Here is a 26,947-nt window from a genome sequence, read left to right as displayed (position 1 = left end):
CGCTCTGCCTGGTTCGGCAGTGCCCCGGCGAACGTCTTGAGGCCGTCACAGCCGCCTGCTTTGCGCCTCGTTCTGCTGCGCCTCGGCGAACGCCTTGAGGTCGCGGCGTTCGATGGCGGCGGCCATCAGATCGGGGAAGGCGTCCGGGGTGCAGGCGAAGGCGGGCACCCCCAGCCCGGCCAGGGCGGCCGCGTTGTCGTGGTCGTAGGCGGGCGCGCCTTCGTCGGACAGCGCCAGCAGCACCACCACCTGCACGCCGGCCGCGGTCATCTCGGCCACCCGGCGCAGCATCTGCTCGCGGATGCCGCCCTCGTAGAGGTCGCTGATCAGCACGAAGATGCTGTCGCGGGGCCGGGTGATCAGCTGCTGGCTGTACGCGATGGCCCGGTTGATGTCGGTGCCGCCGCCCAGCTGCGTGCCGAACAGCACCTCGACCGGGTCGTCGAGCTGGTCGGTCAGGTCGACCACCGCCGTGTCGAAGACGACCAGCGACGTACGCAATGACTTCATCGACGCCAGCACGGCGGAGAACACGCCCGAGAACACCACCGACGCCGCCATCGACCCCGACTGGTCGACGCACAGCACCACATCGCGCTGGACGGCGGAGGTGCGCCGCCCGTAGCCGATCAGCCGCTCGGGGATCACCGTGCGGTGCTCGGCCTGGTAGTGCTTGAGGTTGGCCCGGATCGTGCGGTCCCAGTCGATGTCGGCGTGCTTGGGCCGGTTGATGCGGGCGGCCCGGTTGAGGGCCCCGCTGATCGCGGCCCGGGTCTTCTGCTCGATCCGTTTCTCGAGCTGCTCGACCACCGTACGCACGACCTGGCGAGCCGCGTCTTTGGTCTTCTCGGGCATGACCCGGTTGAGCGAGAGCAGCGTGCCGACCAGATGGACGTCCGGTTCGACCGCGCTGAGCATCTCGGGTTCGAGCAGCAGCCGGGACAGGTCGAGGCGTTCGATCGCGTCCTGCTGCATCACCTGCACGACCGTGCTCGGGAAGTACTCGCGAATGTCGCCCAGCCACCGGGCCACCTTCGGCGCCGAGCCGCCCAGCCCGGCCGACCGCCGGCTGCCACGCTCCTCGCCGTCGGCCCCGCCGCCCTCGTAGAGCGCCGCCAGCGCCGAATCCATCGCGCCGTCCCGGCCCTCGGCTTTCCCCAGCGACTGCTCGGCCGCCCCGCCCAGCACCATCCGCCAGCGCCGCCGCCGTTCCCGCGTCGCCTCGTCCACCGTCTCGCCGCTCGTCGGGTCGTCGCTCATCGGGCCTCCCCGCTCGTGCCGTCCGCCTTGGCCGCGCCGCCGTTGGCGGTGCCGTGTCCCGGCGGGCTGCCGCCAATGGCGGTCTCGTTTCCGCGCGCGGTGCCAGAGTCGGTGATTTTTTGGCCCAGCAGGGCGCTGAGGGTGGGCAGCACCAGGTCGGCGCGGGCCGGGTCGAAGCCGAGACCGCCGGGCGTGCCGTCGTCGGCGGTGGCGCGCGGGCCGGCCAGGCGTTCGCCGATGGCTCGGCGCTCGCCGGCCTCGAAGGCGCCGAACGTGCGGCGCAGCAACGGCAGCACGTCGTCGAAGGCGGCGGGTGGGATGTCGGCCAGCCAGTCGTCGAGCAGGCCCAGCAGCGCGTCGTCGTGCACGAGCAGCAGGCCGCCGCCGGAAAGGAAGCCCTCGACCCAGGCCGCCGCGTGCGCGGGCGGGGTGCCGATCGTCAGCGGCAGGCGCAGTCGGCGGCGCACCTCGGCGCCGTCGAGGCGGCCCGCGTCGAGCAGCAGGCGGGTGAGCCGGCCGGCCAGCAGACCGTGCAGGTCGGCCCGCCCGCCCAGCGAGGCCAGGGTGGACATCCAGCGCTCGCGCAGGTCGGCGTCGTCGAGCAGGCCGACCGCGGTGTGCACGCCGTCGACGCGGTCGCGCAGCACCTTGGCCGCCTCGTCGGACAGCGAGCCCACGGCCGAGGGCAGCCCGGCGCAGACCCGGCCCAGCAGGCTCGCGGTCACCTCGGCCAGCCCGGCCACATCGGTGCGCCGCACGTCGCCGTACCGCAGCGTGCGGGCCAGCGCCGGGATGGCCGCCATCAGGTGGTTCACGTCGGCGTCGAGCGCGGCCCGGGTGTCGAGAGAGGCGAGAACCTGGGGGTACGCGTCGGAGAGGTCGGCCAGCAGGCAGGTCTCAACCAGTGCGGTCACGTCGGCCAGCGTCTCGGCCTTGTCGGCTGCACGCACGACCTTGGCCGTGGCTGCCGCCGCGACCGTGGTGCCGTACATGCTGCCCTCGACGAGGCGGACCGCGAACTCGGGCTGCCAGCGCAGCCGCCACTCCTCGCGGAAGGTGCCGGTGCTGCGCCGGGTGGCGGCGGCCTCGCCCCACGGGACGCCGATCGTGCGCAGCCGGTGCAGCAGGCGGCTGCGGCGCAGATCGGTCTCTTTGCGCAGGTCGAGGTCGAGCGCGCGTTCCAGCGCCTCCGGCTTGAGCCGGGCCGCCCGCTGCTGCGCCGTCAGGTCTTTGGCCAGCGGCACGCCGGGCATGTCGTCCGGCACCCCGCCCAGGCGTTCCCCGACGACGAGCTTGCGGGTGATCAGCTCGACCCGCAGCGGCTCCCCGTCGCACATGACCGCCTCGGCCGCCTCGGTGACCTCGGCCAGCCCGGCCAGCGGACGCCCGCGCAGCGTGGCCAGCGCCTCGGCCAGCCGGGCCGCCTCGATGATGTGGGCGGATGACGTGGGTACGCCCTCGGCTCGCAGCACCCCGGCCGCGTCGACCAGCCAGCGCGGCACAACCTCGTCGGCCGAGGCGAACAGGTGGTGATACCAGCCGGGGGAGCTCACCCCGGCGCCGTAACCGGACCAGGACGCCAGCCGACCGTAGGTCCACGGCACCCAGGTGAAATCGACCTTGGCCTTCTTGCGCCCCTTGAGCAGGGCGGTGTCGTCCTTGACGGCCACCTTGCGGGTGAGCGCGGGCACGTGCCAGGCGCCGCACACGACGGCGATGTCGTCGTACTTCTTGCGCACCTCACGCAGCACGCTGCGCATGTAGGCCTCGCGCACGAGGTCGTCCGGATCCTCCGGGGACGCGTCGCGGATCGCCGCCATAGCCTCGGCGATCGCCTCGAACGCCGGCATGCCGCGGTGCTCGACGACGTCCTCCCACCAGCGTTCGGGGTCGTCGTAGCCGGCCGCCGCGGCCAGCTCGCCGATCGGATCGACCGGCCGCAACGGAGCCGCCGGCTCCTCGGCCCCGCCACCTTCGCCCGCCATGCCGCCCTCGCCAGGTGCGTTGCCTGAGGCGGCTTCGCCGGGCGCGCCCGCTGCGCCGCCTTCGCCTGGCGTGCCGCTCCCGCCGGGCGTGCCGCTCCCGCCGGGCGCGCCGCTCCCGCCGGGCGCACCGCTCCCGCCGGGCGCACCGCTCCCGCCGGGCGCGCCGCCTGAAGCCGCGTCGCCGGGCGCGCCGCCTGAAGCCGCGTCGCCGGGCGTGTCGCCGGCGGTTGCGTCGTCTGGAGCCGCTTCGCCAGGCGCGCCGCCCGGAACGTCGTTGGAGGAAGCCGGGGCGTCGGCCGGGGAAGCGGGACTGCCGTCGGGGACGGGCATGGGTGACACCGCGGGAGTGCGGCGGGCCTCGCCGGTCAGGCGGTAGGCGAAAGGCAGGTCGAAGAAGCGGACCGGCACGCCGCGCTCGACCGCCCAGCGGATGGCCTGCCACTCCGGTGAGAACACGGCGAAGGGCCAGAACGCCGCCCGCCGCGGGTCGTCGGCCGCGTAACCCAGCAGCGCGACCGGCGGCTCGAGGCCGGCGTCGGCCACCCAGCGCACCAGCTCGTCGGCCTCGGGTGGCCCCTCGACCAGCAGCACCTCGGGCGGCTGCCGCTCGAGTTCGGCCACCACCGCCCGGGCCGACCCCGGGCCGTGGTGGCGGATGCCGTAAAGCCGCTCAGGCATCGCGGGCGGCCCGGTAGAAGTCGCGCCAGTCGGAACGCTCGCGGACCACCGTCTCGAGGTATTCACGCCAGACGACGCCGTCGGAGACCGGGTCTTTGACGACCGCGCCGACGATGCCGGCGGCCACGTCGGCCGGGTGCAGGCGGCCGTCGCCGAAGTGGGCCGCCAGCGCCATGCCGTTGGTGATCACCGAGATGGCCTCGGCCGTGGACAGGGTGCCGGTGGGCGACTTCAGCTTGGTGCGGCCGTCCTCGGTGAGGCCGCTGCGCAGCTCGCGGAAGACCGTCACCACGCGGCGGATCTCGTCGAGCGCGGCCGGCACCTCGGGCAGGTCGAGCGACTGGCCGAGCTGGGCCACCCGGCGGGCGACGATCTCGACCTCGTCGTCGGCCGAGGCCGGCACGGGCAGCACCACGGTGTTGAACCGGCGGCGCAGCGCGCTCGACAGCTCGTTGACGCCGCGGTCGCGGTCGTTGGCGGTGGCGATCAGGTTGAAGCCGCGCTGCGCCTGCACCTCGGTGTTCAGCTCGGAGACGGGCAGCGTCTTCTCGGACAGGATGGTGATCAACGCGTCCTGCACGTCGGAGGGGACGCGGGTCAGCTCTTCGAGCCGGGCGATGGCGCCGGTCTGCATGGCCCGCATGATCGGGCTGGCCACCATCGCGGCCTCGGTCGGGCCCTCGGCCAGCAGGCGGGCGTAGTTCCAGCCGTAGCGGATCGCCTCTTCGGCCGTGCCGGCGGTGCCCTGCACGAGCAGGGTGGAATCGCCGGAGATGGCGGCGGCCAGGTGTTCGGAGACCCACGTCTTGGCCGTGCCGGGGACGCCGAGCAGCAGCAGCGCGCGGTCGGTGACCAGGGTGGACACCGCGACCTCCATGAGGCGGCGGGGGCCGACGTACTTCGGCGTGATCTTGGCGCCGTCGCCCAGCAGGTAGGTCACCACGGCCTGGGGCGAGAGCCGCCAGCCGGGCGGGCGGGGCCGGTCGTCGGCCGAGGCCAGCTGGGCCAGCTCTTCGGCGTACTGGTCCTCGGCGTGGGGGCGCAGTGCGGTCACGTGAAGCTCCTTGGTCTTCGCCAGGGCCGAAGGCTATCGCCGACCTCTGACAGAAAAAGTTCGGTTGGTCAGGCGGCGGAAAGTTCGGCGAGCATGTCGTGGCGGAACGCCAGGGTGCGGGCCAGGTCGGCCACCGGGCGCACCCGGGAGGCGTCGGCCGGTTCCTGGTCGAGTTGCAGGGCCAGGCGGCCGACCAGGTCGGCGTAGCCCGGAGGCATCGAGATCCCGGCCGCGCGGCACAGCTCGCCCAGCTGCCAGCTGTGCCTGTCGGTGCGGGCGCGGTGTGCGATCGTCTCGAGGACGGCGACCGACAGCTCTTCCGGCCAGTGGCCCGGATGCAGCGCCAGCAGCCGGGTGGCCAGGCCGTCGTCGCGGCGCAGGGCGTCGGCCGCGAGCCGCCCGAGCTCGTCCGGCGGCAGCACCAGGTGCAGATCCCACCGGACGGCCTCGCGCAGCGAGCCGGACGCCTCGTGCAGCAGCGCGGCGGCCCAGGCCGGATCCTCTTGCACGACGGCGGCCTTGGCCCAGCCGTGCAGCAGCGGCGCCTCCCAGTCGTTGCCGCGGGCCAGCTTGAGCATCGTGCCGGGGGCGGACCAGGTGTCGAGCGGGGTGGCGGCGACGATCTCTTCGAGCAGCCAGGCGCTCACTCCGATGCCGCGGGCCGGCGTGGAGGCCACCCCGTCGCGGCGCAGGGCGGCGTCGAGCTCGTCGGGCGGGGTGACCACGAGCCGGTCGGCGCCGAGCATCCGGCGGTCGCGCCGGACGAGGCCCAGAGCACGCTCTTTCATGCGGGCGCGCAACTGGGAGCCGGGCAGGCGGCGCAGCAGCTCGAGCGCGGCCTCGCGGACCTCTTTGCGGCGGTCGTCCAGAACCCGTTCGAGGAACGGGTCGTCGGCGGGGGAGAGGCCGGTGGCCAGGGCGCCGAGGAAGCGGGCCCGGTCGTCCGAGGATTCCTCGGGCCAGGTGCTCTCGAGCAGATCGCGGGCCTGGGCGGGGTCGGTGGCGCGCAGCTCGGTGAGGTGGCCGAGCCGTTCGCCGGTGCTGCCCGTGTGCCAGTCGGGCAGGGCGACGGCCACCGGCGTCTCGTCGCGCAGCCAGCGCCAGTCGGCGCGCATGCCGGCCAGCCAGGCGCCGCGGCGGCCGGCGACCCGGGCCAGCGCCGGGCGGACGATCGAGTTGCGGCGGCCGGCGTCGAGCAGCGCGGGCAGCACCACGGCGGGGACGTGGCCGCCCTGGTCGGCCGCGGCAGCCAGCCACTGGGCCAGTAGCTCTTGCGCGAGCTGGGCGCCGCCGGGGACGGCCCCGGCGAGGATGCGCTGGACGCGGGTGCCGGCCGGGGCGGGCAGCGGGGGCGTCGTCTCGGCCGGGGCGGCCGGCACCGCCTCGTGACCGGCGCCGGGCAGCACGCCGGCCCGGCGGCGGGTGAGGGCCACGGCGGCCGCCTCGAGCAGCGAGGAATCACCCGTCCAGGGGCGGCGGTTGGTGCCGACCAGGGCCGCGGCCAGCAACTCGGGCGGCAGCTCGGGGTGGCGGGGCGCGGACGTGTCGGGCACTTGCGGGCCGGCTGGGACGTACGCGCCCTCGGCCCACGCCGCGAGCGGCCGCAGGCCGATGGGCGACCACTCGGCGGCCACGGTGGCGGGCTGCCCGCCGGCCGCGGCCAGCAGCCACCACGGCTCGCGGTGGCCGGGGGCGAGCGGGAGGGCGGCGCCGGACTCGTCGACCAGCCAGCCGTCGGCGCTCGGCACGACGCCGCTGAGCAGGACGGGAGCGTCGAATCGCCACGGTTCGGCGGCGACGGTGGCGCTGTAGAAGGCCAGCGCCTCAGCCGGCGGAACAGCGCCGTCGGGCTCGCGGAACGCCTCGGCCGCGCTGACCCGTTCGGCCACCAGCGCCCGCAGCGGGGCCGAGCCGGGATAAAACGTCAGCTCGCCGCGGAATTCCGTGCCGGGAACGAGGTCGGAGACCAGCGGCTGACCCGGAGCGGCGAACGAGAGCACCAGCGCGAACCGGCCCTGGCCGGCGCCACGCAGCCACGTACGACGGGTGGTCAGCGCGCCGTCGTCGGAGTCGACCTGGCCCAGCACCTGCCACCGGTCGGACACGCGCGGGCCGGCCAGCACGTCGTCAGTCGCCACGGGGAAGCCGATGCGGCTGCGCACGGTGGCGGCCAGCTCGGGCGGCAGCTCGGTCAGGCGGTCGTAACCGGAGACGAGCAGCTGCAGCAGCGCGAGCTCGCCGAGCAACCGGTCGGCCCAGTGCGGCCCGACGCCGGCCACCGAGCCGAGCCGGCGCACGGCCCCCGCCGCGGTGGGCGCCTGGGCGTCGACCAGGCGGGCGGCCATGGTCTCGAACGGCTGCGGGCCGCCGCGCTGGGCGCCGGCCAGGCCCTGGCGGATCTGGTCGTCGAGCCAGCGGCGCAGCTCGGCCAGGCCGCCGGCGACCCGCTCGGCCCGCTGCTCGACCCGCTTGGCCGCGGCGGCCGGATCGGGAGTCGCGGCGGCCTTGGGCTTGGCCGCGGCCCGGGCTGCCCGAGCGGTCTGCCACTCGCGAGCGAACGCGGCCGGCGGGGCGGCCGACACATCGGACTCGGACCAGAGCAGGAGCAGGCCGAGGGCGTGCTTGCAGGGGATCTTGCGGCTGGGGCAGTTGCACTTGAACGCGGGACCGGCCAGGTCGACGCAGACCTGATAGCCGCGGCACTGTCCCCACAGGATGTCGTCGAGCCGGCCGGTGGCCGACCACGACCCGGGGGTGGACAGGCCGCGGGCCGCCTTCACCGATGGGGGATCGGGGGCGAGCGTCTCGACCTGGGCGGCCGGCCATCGTTCAACGGTCACGGGCAAACCCTAGGCCGCGGGTACGACAATTTCCCCGCCCGCCGGGAGCGCGGTGAAATGATCGCGGTGAGCTCGAAAAAGGGGGAACGATGAAGGTCGTGGTCTTCGGGGCGACCGGCATGGTCGGCCAGGGCGCGCTGCGGGCGAGCCTGCTCGCGCCCGACGTCGACGAGGTGCTGGCGGTCATCCGTACGCCGACCGGGGTTTCGCACCCCAAACTGCGCGAGGTCGAGCTGGACGACTTCGCCGACCTCACTCCGATCAAGGAGCAGCTGCGCGGCTTCGACGCCTGCTTCTACTGCCTGGGCGTCTCGTCCGTGGGTATGGACGAGGCCGCGTACACCCGGGTCAGCTACGACTACCCGATGGCCGCCGCGCGCACCTTCGCCGAGCTCAACCCCCGAACCGCTTTCGTGTACGTCTCGGGGGCGGGCACCAACGAGCAGGGCCGCCAGATGTGGCAGCGGGTCAAGGGCCGGGCCGAGCGCGACCTCATCGACCTGCTGCCCAACGCGTACGCCTTCCGCCCCGGCATGATCCAGCCGATGCACGGCGTCCGCTCCAAGACCGGCTACTACAACGCGATCTACACCGCCGTCGGCCCGCTGGTGCCGCTGCTGGAACGGCTCGCCCCCAAGTACGTCACCACCACCGACAAGCTGAGTCAGGCCATGCTGCGGGCGGCCCGCGTCGGCTTCCCGAACCACATCGTCGAGAACGCCGACTTCCGGTAGGACGCTAGGAAGCCCCGTGCCCGGCCGGCACGCGTTCGGCCGGCTTGGGCGGGGGCGGGGGAGTGCCGTCGCCGAAGGGCCGGCCGCCCAGCTTCTCGCGGTCGTGCGGGGTCAGCCAGCCGCTCAGGTCGGGGCCCTTGGGCACGACGCCGGTAGGATTGATGTCTTTGTGAACGATGTAGTAGTGCTGCTTGATGTGTACGAAGTCAGTGGTGTCGCCGAAGCCGGGCGTCTGGAAAAGGTCGCGGGCGTAGGCCCACAGCACCGGCATCTCGGTCAGCTTGCTGCGGTTGCACTTGAAGTGCCCGTGGTAGGCGGCGTCGAAGCGGGCCAGCGTGGTGAACAGCCGCACGTCGGCCTCGGTGATCGTGTCGCCGACCAGGTAGCGCTGGCCGGCCAGTAGTTCCGAGAGCTTGTCGAGCTGGGCGAAGAGCCGGTCGTAGGCCTTCTCGTAGGCCTCCTGGGTGCCGGCGAAGCCCGCCCGGTAGACGCCGTTGTTGACCTCGGTGAAGACCGCCTTGTTGATCTTGTCGATCTCGCCGCGAAGCTCTTCCGGGTAGAGCTTGGGGGCACCCTCGCGGTGGTAGGCCGTCCACTCCAGGGACAGGTCGATCGTCATCTGCGCGAAGTCGTTGGTGACCACCTGACCGGTCGGCTCGTCGACGATCGCGGGCACGGTGATGCCCTTGTCGTAGTCCGGGATCCGCTTGAAGTACGCCTCCTGCAGCCGCTCGATGCCGAGCACCGGGTCGCGCCCGCCCGGGTCGAGGTCGAACGTCCAGCTGCGCTCGTCGTGGGTCGGGCCGCAGATGCCCATCGAGAGCACGTCCTCGAGCCCGAGCAGGCGGCGCACGATGATCGCCCGGTTGGCCCACGGGCAGGCCCGGGCGACCACCAGGCGGTAGCGGCCCGGTTCGACGGGGTAGCCGTCCCGGCCGTCCTCGGTGATCCGGGTCGCGATGTATCGCTGATCCCGGGTGAATTCGCCCTGGGGGTTCACGTACGCCATGTCCCCATCCTGCTGCTTCGGGCGACCCAGCGCCCGTCGAAGCGGAATCTGACAGAGTGGCCTGATGGCCGCCATCCGGAGCTACCTCGGGCAGTGGACGGTGTTCGTCCCGATCATCGCCGTCGTCGCCCTCGCGCTCACCTGGGGTCGCCACCTGCCGTCGGTCGTGGTGGTCGTGGCCGCCTGCCTGCTCGGCGGGGCCGTGCTGGCCGCCGTCCACCACGCCGAGGTGGTGGCCCACCGGGTCGGGGAGCCGTTCGGCTCGCTGGTGCTGGCCGTCGCGGTCACGATCATCGAGGTCGCGCTCATCGTGACCCTCATGATCAGCGGCGGTGAGAAGACCCAGTCGCTGGCCCGGGACACCGTGTTCGCGGCCGTGATGATCACCTGCAACGGCCTGCTCGGCATCTCGCTGCTGGTCGGGGCGTTACGCCGGCACGTGGCGGTCTTCAATGCCGAGGGCACCGGCGGCGCGTTCGCCACGGTGGCCACCATCGCCACGCTCAGCCTGGTGGTGCCCAGCTTCACTACGAGTCGCCCCGGCCCGCAGTTCTCACCGGCCCAGCTGACCTTTGCCGCAGTCTCGTCGCTGGCCCTCTACGCCCTGTTCGTCACGGTGCAGACCCGCCGGCACCGCGACTACTTCCTGCCCATCACCTCGAGCGGCGAAGTGATCGACGTCGAGGAGCACCTGGACCCGCCGAGCGGCCGCACGGCCCTGGCCAGCCTGGGCGTGCTGATGGTGGCCCTGATCGCGGTGGTCGGCCTGGCCAAGGGCGTCTCCCCGTCGATCGAGGCCGGGGTCGACGCGATCGGCCTGCCCCAGGCCGTGGTCGGCGTCGTGATTGCCCTGCTGGTGCTGCTGCCCGAGACGATCGCGGCCGTCCGCGCCGCCGTCCGCGACCGGGTGCAGACCAGCCTCAACCTGGCCGTCGGCTCAGCCATGGCCAGCATCGGCCTGACCATCCCGGCCATCGCGGTCGCGATGATCTGGCTGGACGGCCCGCTGCTGCTCGGGCTGGGCGGCACCCAGATGGTGCTGCTGGGCCTGACCGTCGTGGTCGGCACCCTGACGATCGTGCCGGGCCGGGCCAACGTGCTGCAGGGCGGCGTACACCTGGCTCTGCTGGCCGCTTTCCTCTTCCTGGCGGCCAGCCCGTAGCGTTCGGAGAACGCTCTCCGAGGCTGTAAAAAACGCGCCGGTAAAGCGGACAAAGGCCCTCGACTCTCCGCTCGCTATTGACACGCGTGAAAGCCCGGCGTAACACTTCGGCCATTCATGGAGAGCGCTTTCCCCGAGCGTTCCCGACATCCCCAGGAGTTCCCGTGCCGGCTTTCTCCCCGCCACGCCTGTGGCGCCGCCTCGTGATCCCCCTCGTGCTCGGCCTGGTCGCCGCGTACCTGACCGTGGCCGCACCGCACGGCGCCTACGCCGCCGACACCCTGCTCTCGCAGGGCAAGCCCACCACGGCCTCGTCCAACGAGACCGCCGACACCGTGGCCGCCAACGCTACCGACGGCAACGCCGGCACCCGCTGGTCGAGCCAGTTCTCCGACCCGCAGTGGCTGCGGGTCGACCTGGGCGCCACCGCCACCATCACCTCGGTGGTGCTGCAGTGGGAGGCCGCCTACGGCACGGGCTACCAGATCCAGACCTCGCCCGACGGCAACGCCTGGACGTCCATCTACACCAAGACCGGCGGAACCGGCGGCACCGAGACGCTGACCGTGAACGGCAGCGGCCGGTACGTGCGGCTCTACGGCACTGCCCGCAACGGCGGCTACGGCTACTCGCTGTGGGAGTTCAAGGTGTACGGCTCGACGGGCGGCACCACGCCGACCGACCCGCCGCCGACCACCCAGCCGCCGGGCAACTTCACCACGGTCTGGCAGGACACGTTCGACGGCCCGGCCGGCACCTCGCCGTCGTCGGCCAACTGGCTCATGCGTACCGGCACGCAGTACCCGGGCGGCGCCGCCAACTGGGGCACCGGCGAGGTCGAGACGGCGAGCAACAGCACGGCCAACGTCGCGCTCGACGGCAGCGGGCGGCTGAGCATCAAGGCCATCAAGGACGGCAGCGGCAACTGGACCTCGGGCCGCCTCGAGACGCAGCGGGCCGACTTCGAGCCCCTGGCCGGGCAGCAGACGAAGTTCACGGCCGTGCTCAAGCAGCCCTCGGTCGCCAACCAGCTCGGCTACTGGCCGGGTTTCCGCGCCACCGGTGCGGCGTACCGCGGGAACTTCACCAACTGGCCGGGTGTGGGCGAGACCGACATCATGACCGGCGTCAACGGCCGGAGCCAGCTCGCGCAGACGCTGCACTGCGGCACGGCCCCGGACGGCCCGTGCGCCGAGTACAACGGCCGCTCCTCGGGCTTCGCGAGCTGCGCCGGCTGCCAGACCGGCTACCACGAGTACACGCAGATCATCGACCGCACCAAGACCGACGAGGAGATCCGCTTCTACCTCGACGGCCGGCAGACCTGGATCGTCCGCGAGTCACAGGTCGGCGTCGCGGCCTGGAACGCGGCCGTGCACCACGGCTTCTTCCTGCGGCTCGACCTGGCCATCGGCGGCTCGCTGCCCAACGCCATCGCCGGGCGCACCACGCCGACGGCCGACACCACCTCGGGCGGCGTGCTCAGCGTGGACTCGGTCAGCGTGGCCCGCACGGCGACCGGGACGGTGCCCGCCGCCATGACCGACCCGGCCGCACCCACGGCGCCCAATGTGGTGCGGGTGACGGGTAGCCAGGGCAACTGGCAGCTGCAGGTCAACGGATCGCCGTACCAGGTGAAGGGTTTGACCTACGGCCCGCCGCAGGCCGCGGCCGACGGCTACATGCGCGACCTGAGGAACATGGGCGTCAACACGATCCGCACGTGGGGCGTGGACGACGCGAACACCCCGACGCTGCTCGACCGGGCGTCGCGGCAGGGCATCAAGGTGATCGTCGGGCACTGGCTCAACCAGGGCGCCGACTACGTGAACGACACCGCGTACAAGAACTCGGTCAAGGCCGAGATCGTGGCCCGGGTCAACACCCTGAAAAACAATCCCGGCGTACTGATGTGGGACGTCGGCAACGAGGTCATCCTCACGATGCAGGACCACGGGCTGTCGGCGGCCGAGGTCGAGGCGCGGCGGGTCGGCTACGCCAAGTTCGTGAACGAGGTCGCGGTGGCCATCCACGCGGCCGACCCGAACCACCCGGTGACCTCGACCGACGCGTACACGGGGGCCTGGCCCTACTACAAGCAATATGCGCCGGCGCTCGATCTGCTTGCGGTCAACTCGTACGGAGCCATCGGCAACATTTACCCGGACTGGCAGGCCGGCGGCTACACGAAGCCGTACATCGTCACCGAGGCCGGACCGGCCGGCGAGTGGGAGGTGCCCAACGACGTCAACGGGGTGCCGACCGAGCCCACCGACCTGCAGAAGCGTGACCAGTACGCCAGCAGCTGGGCCGCCATCAACGCGCACCCGACGGTGGCGCTGGGCGCGACCGAGTTCCACTACGGGCTCGAGAACGACTTCGGCGGCGTGTGGCTCAATACGTTCACCGGCGGGTGGCGGCGGCACGGCTACTACTCGCTGAGCCGGGCCTGGACCGGGCAGACGCCGGCCAACACGCCGCCCGAGATCACCGGCATGACGGTCGCGAACCAGACCGCCGTACCGGCCGGGGGAACTTTGAACGTGTCGGTGAACGCGACCGACCCGCAGGGCGACCTCATCCGCTACAACCTCATGTACTCCGACAAGTACGCAGGCGGCGGCACCGGGCTGACCAACGTGACCTTCACCGACAACGGCAACGGCACCTTCACGGCCAAGGCCCCGGAGCGCCTCGGGGTGTGGAAGGTCTATGTGTACGCCTTCGACGGGCACGGCAACGTCGGCATCGAGCAGAAGTCGATCCGCGTGGTCGCGCCGCCCGAGACCGGCGCCAACCTGTCGCGGGGCAAGCCGGCGACCGCCTCGACCTACCAGCCCACCGGCACGAACGGGCCACAGCTTCCCTCGTACGCCGTCGACGGTGACTACGGCACTCGGTGGGCCAGTGAATGGGTCGGCACGGCGTGGCTGCAGGTCGACCTGGGCTCGGTGCAGTCGTTCAACGCCGTGCGGCTGGCCTGGGAGGCGGCGTACGCGACCGGCTACCAGATCCAGACCTCGAACGACGGCACGAACTGGACCACCGTCTACGCGACCACCAGCGGGGACGGCGGCTTCGACGAGCTGAGCGTGTCGGGCAGCGGGCGTTATGTCCGCATGAACGGGCTGACGCGGGCTACCTCGTACGGGTACTCGCTCTGGGAGTTCGGCGTCTATCGCCGCTGAGCGTTGAAGAAGAGGGGCGTCGTGGCTTCGGCCGCGGCGCCCCTCTTGCTGGTCTTTTGCGGCCGTCGTCCGCGTCCTAAGGTCGAGGCGAGGGAGGTGGCGAGATGGACAAGGTGATCCACTTCGAGTTGCCGTTCGACGACGGCGAGCGCGCCACGACGTTCTATGCCGAGGCCTTCGGCTGGCAGCTCAACTCCATGGCCAACTATCAGTACACGTTGGTGACGACCACGCCCACCGACGACCAGGGCGTCCCTGCCGAGCGCGGCATCAACGGCGGCATGATGGCCCGCCAGGGTCCCATCACCGCCCCGATCATCACCATCGGGGTCGACAGCATCGACGACGCGGTCGCCCGGATCGAGAAGCTGGGCGGCAAGGTCGCGATCGGCCGCTCACCGGTGGGTGACATGGGCTTCAGCGCCTACTTCCACGACACCGAGGGCAATCTCATCGGCCTGTGGGAGAACGCTTAATTCTCATCCCGTGCGACGGGCGGCGGCGGCCCGAATAACAAAAACATTCATCAATATCGACTCGTTGACACCGGTGCCGGTAAACGGACAGAATCGCGGACGTGAAAGCATTTCCCCGTCTGCTGCTCGTCGGTGTGCTCGGGCTGGCGGGCTGTTCGGCGACGGGGACGTCCGCCGGCTCCGATCCGTCCGCCCCGGCCTCGGCCGGGGCCGCCGCGGTGGCCGGCTTCGGCGGCACCGACCTGGCCTGGATCGAGATCAACATCGCGATGGACGAGCAGCTGCTGCCGCTGCTCGAACTGGTGCCCAAGCGTACGAAGAAGCCGGCCACACTGGCCATGGCGGTGCAGGTCAAGGCGTTCACCGAGGGCGAGCTGAGCATTCTGCGCCAGCTGCACTCCCGGGCCGGCCTGCCCGCCGAGAACCCGCACGAGGGCATGCCGATGCCCGGCATGGTCACGCCCGAGCAGGTGCGCGACGCCGCCTCGCTGGCCGGCGAGGCCTTCGACCAGACGGTCACCGGGCTCGTGAAGGCTCACCTGGAACAGAGCCAGAGCCTGGCCCGCAGCGAGGACAAATCGGGGGTCGAGCCGCAGACCCGCGATTTGGCGTTGCAAATTCTGCGGACGCGCGATGTCGCACTGTCCACATTGCCGAGCACGCCCGCCGCATAAGCCGGAACGGGCGCCGCCATTAATCGGCGACGCCCGTTTTCTCAGCCGTTGATCAGGGCAGCTCGTAGTTCTGGTTGAGCGCCGCGCCCCGTTCGGGCTTGTAGAGGTCGAAACCGCGCGGGTCGCACTGCAGACCCCCGTTGATGCAGTGGCGGACCAGCGCGGCCAGCGTCGGGCCGTCGAAGGCGTTGAACACGTCGTAGTGGAACGAGAAGCCGCGTCCGCTGGAGAAGTGGACGTTGGCCATGTTCCCGCTGACCGGCCAGGCCATCTTGAACTCGATCATCGGCACGGCCACCGGGTGCGAGGCCGGGCAGACCCCGAGGACCGGGTACGCCATGTGGCTCTTGTGGTCGGGCGTGTCCAGGTGCAGCCCGTTCCAGCAGCTGGGCGCCTGGAACCGGACGTTGAGCTGGGTGCCCGGCGCGCAGCTGGCCGGGATGTCCCAGTTGAACGACAGGTCGCCGCACTCGAAGCCCTCGACCGCGCCCGGGTGGTTGCGGAAGTCGTCGATCGTGGCGGTGGGGCTGCCGACCAGGTAGCGCAGACCCGCGGGGAACGGGCGCACGCTGCGGTAGTCGATGACGCCGGACTTGTAGTAGATGACCTGCCGGCCCACCGGCTGGACGGCGGTGTCGCCGTTGAGCAGCGTCGGCATCCAGTAGCCGGTCTTGTCGCCGGGCGTGATGCACGAGGTGCTGCCGTTCTTGAGGCTGGCGTACGTCGTGCCCGCGTTGGTCGTGGTGTTGCCCATGAACGTGTGCGAGTGCGAGGCGCCGGGCAGGCCGGGGAAGACGATCGGGTCGTCGTTGAGGTTGCTCCGGCTCACCGAGCAGTTCATCTGGAACTCGTGGTGCGTGGTGGGCGGGTTGGTGTCCGGCGGCGTGGCGGTCGACGGGACCACCCCGGTCACCGGCGGGTCGGCCATCACGTAGCCCGGTCCGCTCGTCGGCGGGGCCGAGGTGAGCGTTCCGTACACCTGGAACTCGTACAGCGAGTAGCCGTAGCCGGTGCCGCGCTGTGTTCCGTACATCCGCACGTAGCGACCGGAACCGGTGACCGGCAAGGTCTGGGTGCCGCCGGTGGCCGTGGTCGTGCTGTAGACGTTCGTCCAGTTGTTGCCGTCGGGCGAGGTCTGGATCTGGAAGGCCTTGGCGTACGCGGCCTCCCAGGTCAGCTTGACCTGGCTGATGGTGGCGGTGCCGCCGAGGTCGACGCGCAGCCACTGCGGGTCGCTCCACGCGCTGCCCCACCGGGTGGTGAGGTTGCCGTCGACGGCCGCGGCGGCCGGGGCGCCGCCGTTCTCGGACGACGAGGCGAGGGTGGGACGGCCCTGCGAGATGAGGGTGTCGGCGGCCTGAGCGGCGTGGATGCCGGTGAGGACGGCGGTCGCGGTGAGGGCCGCGACCGCGCTGAGATTAAGGAGGCGCCTGGGTAGGGGATTCACTCGAGTCTCCTTCGGGTTGGAGAGCGCTTTCCGAGTGTTACGCCGAGATGTCAAGAACGTCAATACGTACGCGTGTTTCCGCTGGTTCCGGAACTTGGGTACGGCCGTCAGCCGCGCTGGCGGAGAGCGCTTTCCCGCTGTGCTATAAAGACGGTCATGAGAACCGAGCGGCTCCCCACCCTCGAGGACGTGGCGCGGGTCGCCGGGGTCTCCCGCGCGACGGTGTCCCGGGTGATCAACGGGATCCGCAACGTCGACCCGCAGCTGCACGAGGTCGTGTGGGACGCGGTGGGCCGCACCGGTTACGTGCCCAACCGGCTGGCCCGATCACTGGTCACCCGCCGCACGGGCACGGTCGCGCTGGTCGTCTCCGATTCCGAGTCGCACGACGACGACCCGTTCATGAGCCGCTTCTTCGCCGACCCGTACTTCGGCCGGGTCGTGGGCGGGTTGATGAGCGTGCTGCGCCGCCAGGGCGTCCAGCTGGCTCTGCAGATCGTCGGCACCGACGACGGGCGCAAGCGGTTGGTCGGCGACCTGCGCAACGGTCAGGCCGACGGGGCGATCGTGCTCAGCCTGCCCGCCGTCGACCCGCTGCCCCGCATGCTCACCGAGGGCGACGTGCCGGCCGTGCTGATCGGCCGCCCGGCCGAACCGGTGCCGATCGACTATGTGGACCTGGCCAACGACACCGGCGCCGCGCTGGCCGCCGAGCACCTGCTGACCCGCGGCTGCCAGCGCATCGGCATGATCTCGGGCCCGGCCGACGTGCCCGCCAGCAGCGACCGGGTGGCCGGCTTCCGCCGGGCGCTGGCCCGGCGCGGCCACGGCTGGGTGCCGATCGAGACAGGCAACTTCACCCGCGACAGCGGCGAGGCCGCGATGCGGACCCTGCTGGCCGCGAACCCCGAGCTGGACGGCGTGTTCGTGGCCAACGACCTGATGGCCCTGGGCGCCCTGGCCGCCCTGCGCGAGGCCGGCCGCCGCGTGCCGGACGACCTGGCCGTCGTCGGCTTCGACGACAGCAGCGCCGCGGTCGCCGCCTCGCCGGCCCTGACCACGATCCGCCACCCGCTGGAGGACATGGCGGCCGAGGCCGCCCGCCTGCTGCTGGCCCGCATCGAAGACCCGGCCATGCGCGTCTCCTCAGTCATCTACGAGCCGGTCCTGGTCGAACGCGAGTCGGCCTAGTTCTCCTCGCAGCCGGGGTCGGTTCCGTGCTCGAGCAGGTGTTCCAGGCGGGCCACCGCGCGGTTCTTGATGACGGCGAAGACCGACATGGGCCGACCCAGCGTGGACAGCAGGTCGTGCTGGATGGCGGCGCGGGGCAGGTCGGTGCACTGCCAGTCGACGGTCCCTCGTCCGTGGTGGTCTTTGGTTGTTCTTTGGGGGCGTCCTCCAATCTGTCCGCACAGGTCAGACAAGGAGTGACAAACATGCTCAGCGCTCGACGGACCGCCTCGGCCCTGGTGGCCGCCACTGCATTCGTGACCCTCGCCGCGTGTGGCAGCGCCGAGGCCGGGCCCGGGCCGGTGCTGGACACCGGCCCGCCCGGCAGCGAGATCTCCGATGAGGTTGAGGCTGCCCTCGGTCCCAAGGTCACCCTCAAGGTCGACATCACCGGCGCCGTCACGGTTAAGGGCGTGACCACCGCGACCGCTCCGTCCGGCGGCCGGCACTCCTTGAAGACCTGCGCGGAATACGCGAAGGGCACCGCCGACGGGCAGTATCTGGCGGCGGGCGAGTTCGACGACTCGATCGGCGGCCGCGGCATCAGCCTGGGCATGTGGATCGCCGACTACGCCGGCCCCGGCACTTACCCCCAGGGGCAGATCGCCGGGCCGGACTCGCGCCCGATGGTCGCGATCGACGATTCCGTCTACGCGGTCTGGGCGGGCGGCGCCGCCAGCTCGGCAACCACCGATGGCCGGGGCGGCGGCTCCTGGACGTTCACGAAACTGGCGAACCGCCGCGAGGGCAGTTCGCCCGGCGACGCCGTCAGCGGCACGATCACCTGGACCTGCGGGAAGCGGTAGCGCCCGGCGCCGGAGAAGATTTCCGGCGAGCATGTCGAGGACGGGCCGGCGGCTCCGACTACCGGGCGACAGCAGCGAACGAGAGGGGTTCCGGCGATGAAGTACATCGTGATGATGTTCGGTGACGGCGGCGAGATGGCGGCCACGGCCGACCCGGCCTGGGTGCGCGACATGATGCAGTTCATGGGCGACTTCAACGCCGAGCTGGCGAAGACCGGCGAGCTGGTCGACGCGCGTGGGCTGGCGTTCCCGTCGACGGCCAGGACCGTCAGTTATGAGGACGGGCAGGTGGCTGTCACCGATGGCCCGTACGCGGAAAGCAAGGAATCGCTGGCCGGGTTCTGGATCCTCGACGTGGCGGGGGAGGAGCGGGCGGTCGAACTGGCCGGGCGGGTCGCGTTCTGGTCGCGGAAGGTCGAGCTGCGCGAGGTTCCCGACGGGCCGCCCGAGTACGACGAGAACTGAGCCGGCCGTGCTGGACGGGATGCTGCGGGAGCTGGCGCCGCAAGTGCTGGGGGCGCTCGTACGCCGGTACGGGCAGTTCGACGCGGCCGAGGACGCGGTGCAGGAGGCGCTGCTCGCGGCGGCCCTGCAGTGGCCGCGCGAGGGGACCCCGGCCAACCCGCGCTCGTGGCTGATCTCGGTGGCCACCCGGCGGCTGGTCGACGAGTTCCGCAGCGACAGCGCCCGCCGGCGGCGGGAGGCGGCGGACGCCCTGGCCTGGGCGGACGGCGAGGCGCAGGTTCCGGACCGGGACGACACCCTGGCCCTGCTCTTCCTCTGCGCGCACCCGTCGCTCTCCCCGCCGTCGCAGCTGGCGCTCACCCTGCGGGCGGTCGGCGGCCTGACCACGGCCGAGATCGCGTCGGCCTTCCTGGTGCCGGAGCCGACCATCGCCCAGCGGATCAGCCGGGCCAAGCAGACCATCCGCAGGAGCGGGGCGGAGTTCCCGCCGCCGGCCCCGGGCGCCGAACGCGCCGAGCGCCTGAGGGTCGTACGGCAAGTTCTGTATTTGATTTTCAACGAGGGGTACACGGCGAGCGGCGGGCCGGAATTGCAGCGGGCCGAGCTGACCGGCGAGGCGATCCGGCTGACCCGGCTGCTGCGGGAGCTGGTTCCGGGTGATCACGAGACGGCCGGGCTGCTGGCGTTGATGCTGCTCACCGACGCCCGCCGCGACGCTCGGACGACGTACGGCGGGGAACTGGTGCCCCTCGACCGGCAGGACCGTTCGCTGTGGAGCAAAGAGAAGATCACCGAAGGGGTGGCGCTGGTGTCGGCCACCCTCGGGCGCGGGCCGCTCGGGCCTTATCAGGTACAGGCGGCCATCGCCGCGTTGCACGACGAGGCCGAGAGCGACGGCGAGACCGATTGGGCTCAAATCCTTGCCCTGTACGAGGTACTTGAGACCATCGCGCCGGGCCCCATGGTGACGTTGAACCGGGCCGTCGCGGTGGCCCGCACCCGGGGACCGCTGGCCGGTCTGGCCGTGATCGGCGAGCTGGCGGGTGACGAGCGGATGGCCGGCCACCACCGCCTGGCGGCCGTGCGGGCCCATTTGCTGGAACAGGCGGGCTTCGCCGAGGAGGCGCGCGAGGCCTACCTGGCCGCGGCCAAGCTCACCACCAGCGCGCCCGAGCAGCGCTACCTGACCGCCCGCGCCCTACTGCAGGAACGACCCGAGCGGTGAGAGCAGCAGCCGGCTGAGCCCGGCCGCCGTCTTGTCGAGGCCGGCCCGCTCGCGGTCGGTGGCGGTCATGTCATGCCGTACGCCCCACAGCTTCTGCGCGTTGCGCCAGGCCACGTTGCGGGTGTACTCGACCGCCTCGCCCTGCCACCAGTCGTCCAGGCAGCCGTTCATCGTGTCGATCAGCAGCTGCCACTTCTCGAGGTAGCCGCGGCGCAGGCCCGGGATGGCGTCGGCGAAGATCTCGTTGATCTCGAGGTAGTCGTGGTGCTGGTCGCTGTCGTCGATCGGGTCGGTGCCCAGGTGGTCGAACGTGGTCACCAGCGCGAACGGCAGGTCGTAGTTGATGTGCGCGTTGACCCCGGCGCAGGCCGACGGCAGCGGACGGCAGTCCGGCCCCGGGATGCGCTGGAACAGGCACGCCCACACCTCGGGGCAGCGTGGGCTCGCATCCGCACCGGCCCAGGCCCGTAGCGCGTCGAAGTAGCGGGCCGCGAACTCCACGTCGAGCCGGGACAGGAATGCCGGGTCTTTGAACTCGCCGGCGTACAACCGCTCCAGCACACCCTCGGTGATCGTCAGGTAGAGCTGGTTGAAGTCGCACAGCGGGTTCCCGCGCAGCAGCGGCGGCACGTGGCCGAGGATGCCCTGAAGCTCCTTGAGCTGCTCGACCACGGCGGGGACGTCGTCGGGGTGGCCTTGCAGAAGATCGCTCATCTCCCGCTGCACAGGTCCCCAGACCGACTGGTTCATGGGTTCTCCTCCACATCGGCGGAGGGCCCCCAGCACCACCCGGCGGCGGTGGCCGCCGGGTGGTGCTCCCCCGTGACCACAGACTTCCAAAGGCGGCCTACGTAGGGATCGGTAGAACTACGTAGCGGTGCGCGCCTTTATAACGAAAAGGTCACGCCGCGGTCAGGTAGACCCGGCTGGCCTGCACTCTCGTCCGCACCTGGAGCTTGTCGAAGATGTGCCCGACGTGGACGCCGACCGTGCGCTCGCTGATGAACAACCGCTCGCCGATCTCGCGATTGGTCAGGCCCTCGGCCAGCGCGGCCAGCACCTCACGCTCCCGGGTGGTGAGCAGGCTGAGCTCGTCGGTGACGTCGCTCTCGACCGGGGGCACGACGGCGACGTCGCCGGCCAGCGCCACCTTGTACCGCTGGGCGACCGAGACGATCTCGGCCGCGAACGGGCGCGCGCCCATCGCGGTCGCGGTGGCGTACGCCTCGCGCAGCGCCACGGCCGCGGTCGCCTTCCGGGAGCGCCGCTGCAGAGCCGCCTCGGCCTGCCGCAGCCGCGAATAGGCGGCCGGGTAGGGCTGTCCGCGCTTGTCCCACACGACGGCGGCCTTGGCCCACGGAGCCGGGTCTTGCCGGCCCTCGACGCGGCTGAGCTCGGCCGCGCACAGGTCGAGGTAGCCGTCGATGACCGCGCGCACCGGCGCCGCGGCGTTCCCGACGCCGGCCGCCATCCGCTCGACCGCCACCTTGAGCCGGCGCAGCGCGCCCGCGTCGACCGGCAGACCGGCCGCGTGCGCCTCGGCCTCGGCCCGCAGGCCGTGCCAGGCCAGCACGCCGATCAGCACGAGGTCGTCGGAGCGGGTCTCGGTGAGCCCGCGCTGCACCGACGCCCGCGCCGTCGGGTGCTCGCCCTGCCACATGGCCAGGCCGGCGCGCAGTGTGAGCATCGGCAGCACGTGCCGCGCCCCGCCGCCGGCCAGCAGCGTGGCCACCGCGTCGAGGTCGCGGTGGGCCGCCTCGACATCGCCGAAGCCGACCCACAGCTGGCACCGGGACAGCAGCAGCTCGACCGCGTCGGCCCCGGACGGCCGGTGCCGCATCGCCGTCTCGAGCACGGCGTCGGCCTCGGACCACTGCCCGACCCGGAACAGTCCCTTGGCCGCGACGGCCAGCAGGCGAGTCTGGTACGTGCGGCCCGCGCCCAGCGAGGCCAGGCGTTCCGCCCCGCGGCGGGCGACCAGCACGCCCTCCTCGATGTTGTTCAGCGGGCCGGTCAGCAGCTCGGCCAGGTGCAGATAGGCCACGCCCAGCTCGTCCGGGTGGCCGCTGCGCTCGGCGATGTCGACGGCGTTGCGGATGACGGCCAGGCCGGCGTCGGGGTCCTCGCGGAACGCGGCGCTGAAGCCGAGCGCCGCGCTGGCCCGCACCAGGTCGGCCGTCGAGCCGTTGACCTCGGCCATCTCGAGCGCGTCGACCGCGCGGGCGTTGGCGTCGGCGTACCGGCCCAGGTGCAGCAGCAGCTCGGCCAGGTAGGCCGCGGCCGAGGCGCGCTGGCGGGGAGAACAGTCCGGCGACTCGAGGGCGCGTTCGTATTCGGCCTCGGCGGTGGCCGTGCGGCCGGCCGCGGCCAGGTAGCGGGCGCGGCGCAGATGCAGATCGCACGGGCTGGGCGCGTCGGGCCGGCCGGACAACTCGTCGAGGCGGGACAAGGCCCGCAGGTGCTCGCCGCACTGGTGGGCCGACTCGGCCGCGTGGGCCAGCAGCTCGGTGCGCTCGGGCGCGTCGGCCGTGGTCAGCTCGAGCGCCGACGACCAGTAGCGGTGGGCCTCGGTGAAGCCGTAGAGCTCTTCGGCCGAGCGGGCCGACGCGACCACCGAGGGAAGCGCACGGCTGGGCTCGCCTGCCTTCTGCCAGTGATGGGCCAGGCGGGGATGATCGGGTTCAGCGAGTGACAGCGCCTCGGCGTACCGGCGGTGCAGGACGGTGGCCTCGGCCGGAAGCACCTCGTCGGCGAGGATCTCGGCGACCAGGCGGTGCCGCAGCCGGTAGCCCTCGGAATCGCTGATGACGAAGCGATGGGCGACCGCGGCCCGGACGGCCTCGATCAGCTGGGCCTCGGCGAGCGGGACGACCGCGGCCAGCACCGGATGACTGACCGGCTCGACCCCGGCCGCGATCGCGTGCACCACGGAGTGCGCGTCGGCCGGCAGCTCGTCGACCCGGGACAGGAAGATCTCGCGCAGCGTGTCGGACAGCTCGACCCGGCCGTCGCGCAGGTCACGGGCCAGTTCCTCGGCCACGAACGGGTTGCCGCCGCTGCGCTTGAAGACGCGGTCGGCGTCCTCGGGCTCCACCTTGCCGTGGGTGATCGCGGTGACCAGCTCGACCGTCTGGTCGCGGTCGAGCGGGGCCAGGTCGACGACGCGTACGGACCGCAGCCGCCGCAGTTCGGCCAGCACCTTGCGCAGCGGGTGGGCGCCCTGCAGCGCCTCGGCCCGGACGGCGGCCAGCACCGCGATCTTGACGTCGCCCAGCCCGGCCAGCAGATAGAGCAGCAGCTGCCGGGTGCTGCGGTCGGCCCACTGCAGATCGTCGAGCACCAGCAGCAGGCGGCGCTCGCCGGCCACCTCGCGCAGGTCTTGCGACACCCTGTCGAGCAGAGCGCCGGCGGAACCGGCCGGCTGAACATTGTGGTCGAACTGGCGCAAGGCCTGAAGAACAGGGTGCAACGGGGAGGCGTCGCCGATGTCGAGGCAGGTGCCGGACAGCACGGCGAAACCCGCGTCGCGCATGGACACGGCGGTCTCACGGAGCAAGCGGCTCTTGCCCACCCCGCTCTCCCCGGTGACGAACACCGCGGAGGTTCCACCTGGTCCCGCGCTGCGCAGGTCGGACAGGATCTGAGCCAACGTGCCGGTGCGTCCGACAAGCGGCCCGTCCTCCTCCTCGCTGGCCATGAAGGTCACCCTAATGCCCCGTGACCGGACCCGTTGTCGGCGGTTCGGTCGGTTCTCGGTCACACAACCGACGAGGCCGCCGGACTGTCGGAGATACGTCGTTCTGCAGATCCGCTTCTCGACTGCGGCTGGCACCGTACTCCCGGGGCACAGCAGTGAACTGGGGGAGCGTGAAGACATGACCGCAATCGCTATGGCGGAGCAGGAGCGGCGTCAGACCGTCACCGTCCTCTTCATCGACATCGTGGGCTTCACCGCCCTGGTCGACGACCTGGACTGCGCGGTTGTCCGCGCCTTGCAGCGCGACTACTTCGGCATCGTGTCCGACGTGGTCCGGGCGGGCGGCGGAGTGGTGGAGAAGTACGTCGGGGACGCGGTGATGGCGGTGTTCGGCACCGGCGCCGGCGGCTTCGGCGCGGAGGCGGCCGCTGCGGCGGTCAAGGTGGGCCTGTCGGTTCAGGAGGCGTTGAGGGGGCAGCTCCTGGCCGGCAGGTTCGCCGTCCGCACCCGGGTCGGTCTGGCCACCGGCGACGTGATCGTCGACGTGGCCGCGACCCGCGACTTCGGGCACGGGATGATCAGCGGGAGTGTGGTCACCACGGCGTCGCGTCTGCAGTCGTACGCGCCGCACGACACCGTGGTGGTCTGCTCCGAGACCCGGGCGGTGACCGACCAGCTGGTCGCCTATCAAGAGCTTCCGCCCGTACGGGTCTCGGGCAAGCCGCGGCCGCTCGGGCTCTGGCGGGCGCTGGCTCCGCAGCACGCCCGGACGGCCAAGCGTCACCTGTGGGCGGTACCGGCCGCCGCCTGACGGGTGTTGTAGGTCACCAACCGTATCTTTTGTCCGAATTATCGGTTCACAGGTGGCCGCTCCCGGCTCGGTTGACCAGAAGTGTCGGAGGGTCCCGGTAGGCTCGCCGCGACTTGACCACCACCTTGGGCCGATCGGGAGTGCCACCTCGTGACCGCGGAGATCCTGTACGGGGCTGATGACCTCACGCACCTGGAGGGGCTGGACGCCGTCCGGAAACGCCCGGGCATGTACATCGGCTCCACCGACAGCCGGGGCATCAACCACCTCGCCAACGAGATCATCGACAACTGCACCGACGAGGGCGTCGGCGGCCACGCCACCAAGGTCGCCGTCATCCTCCACGCCGACGGTTCGCTGCAGGTCGACGACGACGGCCGGGGCATCCCGACCGCCATCAACACCAAGTCCGGCCTCAACGGCGTCGAGCTGGTGCTGACCCGCCTGCACGCCGGCGGCAAGTTCGGCGGCTCCGGCTACAAGACCTCCGGCGGCCTGCACGGCGTCGGCGCCTCCGCGGTCAACGCCCTGTCCCTGCGCTTCGACGTCACCGTCAAGCGCGACGGCAAGGTCCACGAGATCTCGTTCCAGCGCGGCGTCCCCGGCTCCTTCGACGGTCCGGGCCCGCAGGCCCGTTTTCATCCCGAATCCGGGCTGCGCGTCGTCCGCAAGATGAAGCGGGGCGAGCCCACCGGCACGTCCATCCGCTACTGGTACGACGCCCGTTACTTCGAGACCGGGGCCCGGCTCGACGTCGAGGCCGTCCGCACCAAGCTGCGCAACACGGCCTTCCTCGTCCCCGGCGTCATGTACACGCTGCGCGACGAGACGGCCGAAGAGACGACCAACGAGACCTTCCACTTCCCGCACGGGCTGACCGACATGGTCGAGTTCCTGACCCACGCGGGCGACAAGCCGGTCTCCGGCATCCTGCTGGTCAACGGCGAGGGCACGTACAAAGAGAACGCGGCCGACGCCAACGGCGTGATGCAGTCCAACGTCGAGCGCCGGGCCGAGGTCGAGATCGCCTTCCGCTGGGGCACCGGCTACGAGCGCACGATCGAGAGCTTCACCAACACAATCCGCAACGTGCACGGCGGCACCCACCGCAAGGGCTTCGAGCGGGCGCTGGTCCGCGCCCTGACCGAGGCCATCCGCAACACCCGCGGCCTGCTCAAACCCAAGGAAGACCCGCCCGTCCTGGACGACCTGCTCGAGGGCATGACCGCCGTCATCCACGTGCGCATCCCAGAGCCGCAGTTCACCTCGCAGACCAAGGACGAGCTGTCCACGGCCGGCATCACCCGGGTGCTCCAGGGCCTGGTCGAGGCGCACGTCAAAGAGTGGATCGACGGCCGCAAGACCAAGGCCGAGGCCCGCACCGTGCTGCAGAAGGTCGTCGACGCCGCCCGCGTCCGCCTGACCCAGAAGCAGCAGAAGGACGCCGCCCGCCGCAAGACGGCCCTCGAGGGCGCCTCGATGCCGCCCAAGCTGGTCGACTGCCGGGCCACCGGCATCGCCCGCTCCGAGCTCTACATCGTCGAGGGCGACAGCGCGCTGGGCACGGCCCGCATGGCCCGCAGCTCGGAATACCAGGCGCTGCTGCCCATCCGCGGCAAGATCCTGAACGTGCAGAAGGCCTCGCTGCAGCAGGTGCTCGACAACGCCGAGTGCTCGGCGATCGTGCAGGTGCTCGGGGCCGGCTCGGGCCGCACCTTCGAGCTGAGCTCCATGCGCTACGGCCGCGTCATGATCATGGCGGACGCCGACGTCGACGGCTCGCACATCCGCACCCTGCTGATCACCCTGTTCGCCAAGTACATGCGCCCGGTGATCGAACAGGGCCGGCTGTTCGCCGCGATGCCGCCGCTGCACAAAGTGGTCACCAAGGGCCGCAACTCCGAGACCATCTTCACGTACACGCAGCAAGAGATGGAAACGACGGTGGCCCGCATCGAACGCGGCGGTGGCGGCGTGCAGAAGCCGGTGCCCCGGTTCAAGGGCCTGGGCGAGATGGACGCCGACGAGCTGTGGGACACCACGATGAACCCGGCCACCCGCACCGTCCGCCGCATCACGCTGGACGACGCCGAGCGGGCCGAGGCCACCCTCGAACTGCTGATGGGCGAGCGGGTCGAGCCCCGCAAGAACTGGCTGATCGAGGCGGCGGGCCGCATCGACCAAGAGACGATCGACGCCTGAGAGG

Annotated in this window: 19 protein-coding genes; 11 read left to right on the top strand and 8 right to left on the bottom strand. The window is 71.7% G+C overall.

The genetic code is table 11. From position 1 onward, the window contains the following. Positions 1–45: 45 nt before the first annotated feature. The 4 genes from OWR29_RS45735 to OWR29_RS45720 form a co-directional block, all read right to left on the bottom strand. On the bottom strand, positions 46–1,260 hold the full coding sequence (locus OWR29_RS45735) for a VWA domain-containing protein (RefSeq protein WP_267569964.1): 1,215 nt from the start codon (positions 1,258–1,260) through the stop codon (positions 46–48). Next, positions 1,257–3,923, bottom strand: a complete 2,667-nt coding sequence (locus tag OWR29_RS45730; RefSeq protein ID WP_267569963.1) for a DUF5682 family protein — start codon at positions 3,921–3,923, stop codon at positions 1,257–1,259. The genes OWR29_RS45735 and OWR29_RS45730 overlap by 4 nt, the downstream gene beginning before the upstream one ends. Further along, positions 3,916–4,977 (bottom strand): ATP-binding protein, encoded by a 1,062-nt coding sequence (locus OWR29_RS45725; RefSeq protein ID WP_267569962.1) that lies wholly within the window; start codon positions 4,975–4,977, stop codon positions 3,916–3,918. The genes OWR29_RS45730 and OWR29_RS45725 overlap by 8 nt, the downstream gene beginning before the upstream one ends. 68 nt (positions 4,978–5,045) lie before the next feature. Then, entirely contained in the window at positions 5,046–7,817 is a 2,772-nt protein-coding gene (locus OWR29_RS45720; RefSeq protein WP_267569961.1) for an SWIM zinc finger family protein, read from the bottom strand. An 89-nt stretch (positions 7,818–7,906) separates the two neighbouring features. Here OWR29_RS45720 and OWR29_RS45715 point away from each other — a divergent pair, with 89 nt between their 5' ends. Continuing rightward, positions 7,907–8,551: a Rossmann-fold NAD(P)-binding domain-containing protein gene (locus tag OWR29_RS45715; RefSeq protein WP_267569960.1), complete on the top strand. Its 645-nt coding sequence runs from the start codon at positions 7,907–7,909 to the stop codon at positions 8,549–8,551. A 4-nt stretch (positions 8,552–8,555) separates the two neighbouring features. Here the strand turns inward: OWR29_RS45715 and OWR29_RS45710 are convergent, their stop codons facing one another. Continuing rightward, positions 8,556–9,560 (bottom strand): glutathione S-transferase family protein, encoded by a 1,005-nt coding sequence (locus OWR29_RS45710; protein WP_267569959.1) that lies wholly within the window; start codon positions 9,558–9,560, stop codon positions 8,556–8,558. Positions 9,561–9,624: 64 nt separating this feature from the next. Here OWR29_RS45710 and OWR29_RS45705 point away from each other — a divergent pair, with 64 nt between their 5' ends. From OWR29_RS45705 to OWR29_RS45690, 4 genes are all read left to right on the top strand, one after another. Next, positions 9,625–10,722, top strand: a complete 1,098-nt coding sequence (locus OWR29_RS45705) for a calcium:cation antiporter (RefSeq protein ID WP_267569958.1) — start codon at positions 9,625–9,627, stop codon at positions 10,720–10,722. A 164-nt stretch (positions 10,723–10,886) separates the two neighbouring features. After that, the gene (locus tag OWR29_RS45700) at positions 10,887–13,910 is read left to right on the top strand and encodes a discoidin domain-containing protein (protein ID WP_267569957.1); all 3,024 of its coding nucleotides are present in this window, start codon (positions 10,887–10,889) and stop codon (positions 13,908–13,910) included. Between the two features lie 104 nt (positions 13,911–14,014). Beyond that, positions 14,015–14,386 carry a VOC family protein gene (locus OWR29_RS45695; protein WP_267569956.1) on the top strand — a complete coding sequence of 124 codons (372 nt, stop codon included), beginning with the start codon at positions 14,015–14,017 and terminating at the stop codon, positions 14,384–14,386. A gap of 101 nt (positions 14,387–14,487) precedes the next feature. Continuing rightward, positions 14,488–15,060, top strand: a complete 573-nt coding sequence (locus OWR29_RS45690) for a DUF305 domain-containing protein (protein WP_267569955.1) — start codon at positions 14,488–14,490, stop codon at positions 15,058–15,060. A 52-nt stretch (positions 15,061–15,112) separates the two neighbouring features. Here the strand turns inward: OWR29_RS45690 and OWR29_RS45685 are convergent, their stop codons facing one another. Further along, positions 15,113–16,507, bottom strand: a complete 1,395-nt coding sequence (locus OWR29_RS45685; protein ID WP_438872744.1) for a DUF1996 domain-containing protein — start codon at positions 16,505–16,507, stop codon at positions 15,113–15,115. A gap of 156 nt (positions 16,508–16,663) precedes the next feature. Here OWR29_RS45685 and OWR29_RS45680 point away from each other — a divergent pair, with 156 nt between their 5' ends. The 4 genes from OWR29_RS45680 (at position 16,664) to OWR29_RS45665 (ending at position 20,233) form a co-directional block, all read left to right on the top strand. Continuing rightward, positions 16,664–17,698 carry a LacI family DNA-binding transcriptional regulator gene (locus OWR29_RS45680; RefSeq protein WP_267569954.1) on the top strand — a complete coding sequence of 345 codons (1,035 nt, stop codon included), beginning with the start codon at positions 16,664–16,666 and terminating at the stop codon, positions 17,696–17,698. Positions 17,699–17,943: 245 nt separating this feature from the next. Continuing rightward, a complete protein-coding gene (locus OWR29_RS45675; protein WP_267569953.1) occupies positions 17,944–18,543 on the top strand; it encodes a hypothetical protein in 600 nt (199 codons plus the stop codon). Positions 18,544–18,639: 96 nt separating this feature from the next. After that, on the top strand, positions 18,640–19,008 hold the full coding sequence (locus OWR29_RS45670; RefSeq protein ID WP_267569952.1) for a YciI family protein: 369 nt from the start codon (positions 18,640–18,642) through the stop codon (positions 19,006–19,008). A 19-nt stretch (positions 19,009–19,027) separates the two neighbouring features. Further along, a complete protein-coding gene (locus OWR29_RS45665; protein ID WP_267570009.1) occupies positions 19,028–20,233 on the top strand; it encodes an RNA polymerase sigma factor in 1,206 nt (401 codons plus the stop codon). Here the strand turns inward: OWR29_RS45665 and OWR29_RS45660 are convergent. After that, complete coding sequence (locus OWR29_RS45660) at positions 20,207–20,983, bottom strand: DUF5995 family protein (protein ID WP_267569951.1); 777 nt, start codon at positions 20,981–20,983, stop codon at positions 20,207–20,209. The two genes, OWR29_RS45665 and OWR29_RS45660, sit on opposite strands and share 27 nt — an antisense overlap. Positions 20,984–21,134: 151 nt before the next feature. Next, the gene (locus OWR29_RS45655) at positions 21,135–23,930 is read right to left on the bottom strand and encodes an ATP-binding protein (protein ID WP_267569950.1); all 2,796 of its coding nucleotides are present in this window, start codon (positions 23,928–23,930) and stop codon (positions 21,135–21,137) included. A gap of 178 nt (positions 23,931–24,108) precedes the next feature. Between OWR29_RS45655 and OWR29_RS45650 the strand changes: the two genes are divergently transcribed. Together OWR29_RS45650 and OWR29_RS45645 are read left to right on the top strand one after the other, a co-directional pair. Continuing rightward, positions 24,109–24,741 (top strand): adenylate/guanylate cyclase domain-containing protein, encoded by a 633-nt coding sequence (locus OWR29_RS45650; protein WP_267569949.1) that lies wholly within the window; start codon positions 24,109–24,111, stop codon positions 24,739–24,741. A gap of 150 nt (positions 24,742–24,891) precedes the next feature. Continuing rightward, positions 24,892–26,943, top strand: coding sequence for a DNA gyrase/topoisomerase IV subunit B (locus tag OWR29_RS45645; protein ID WP_267569948.1), 2,052 nt, complete (start codon positions 24,892–24,894; stop codon positions 26,941–26,943). The last annotated feature ends 4 nt before the right edge of the window (positions 26,944–26,947 follow it).

Origin of the sequence: Paractinoplanes pyxinae, from assembly GCF_026626335.1 — a bacterium.
GTDB lineage: Bacteria > Actinomycetota > Actinomycetes > Mycobacteriales > Micromonosporaceae > Actinoplanes > Actinoplanes pyxinae.
Note: the sequence above shows the minus strand (reverse complement) of the source record. Positions and strands in the feature narration are given on the sequence as shown.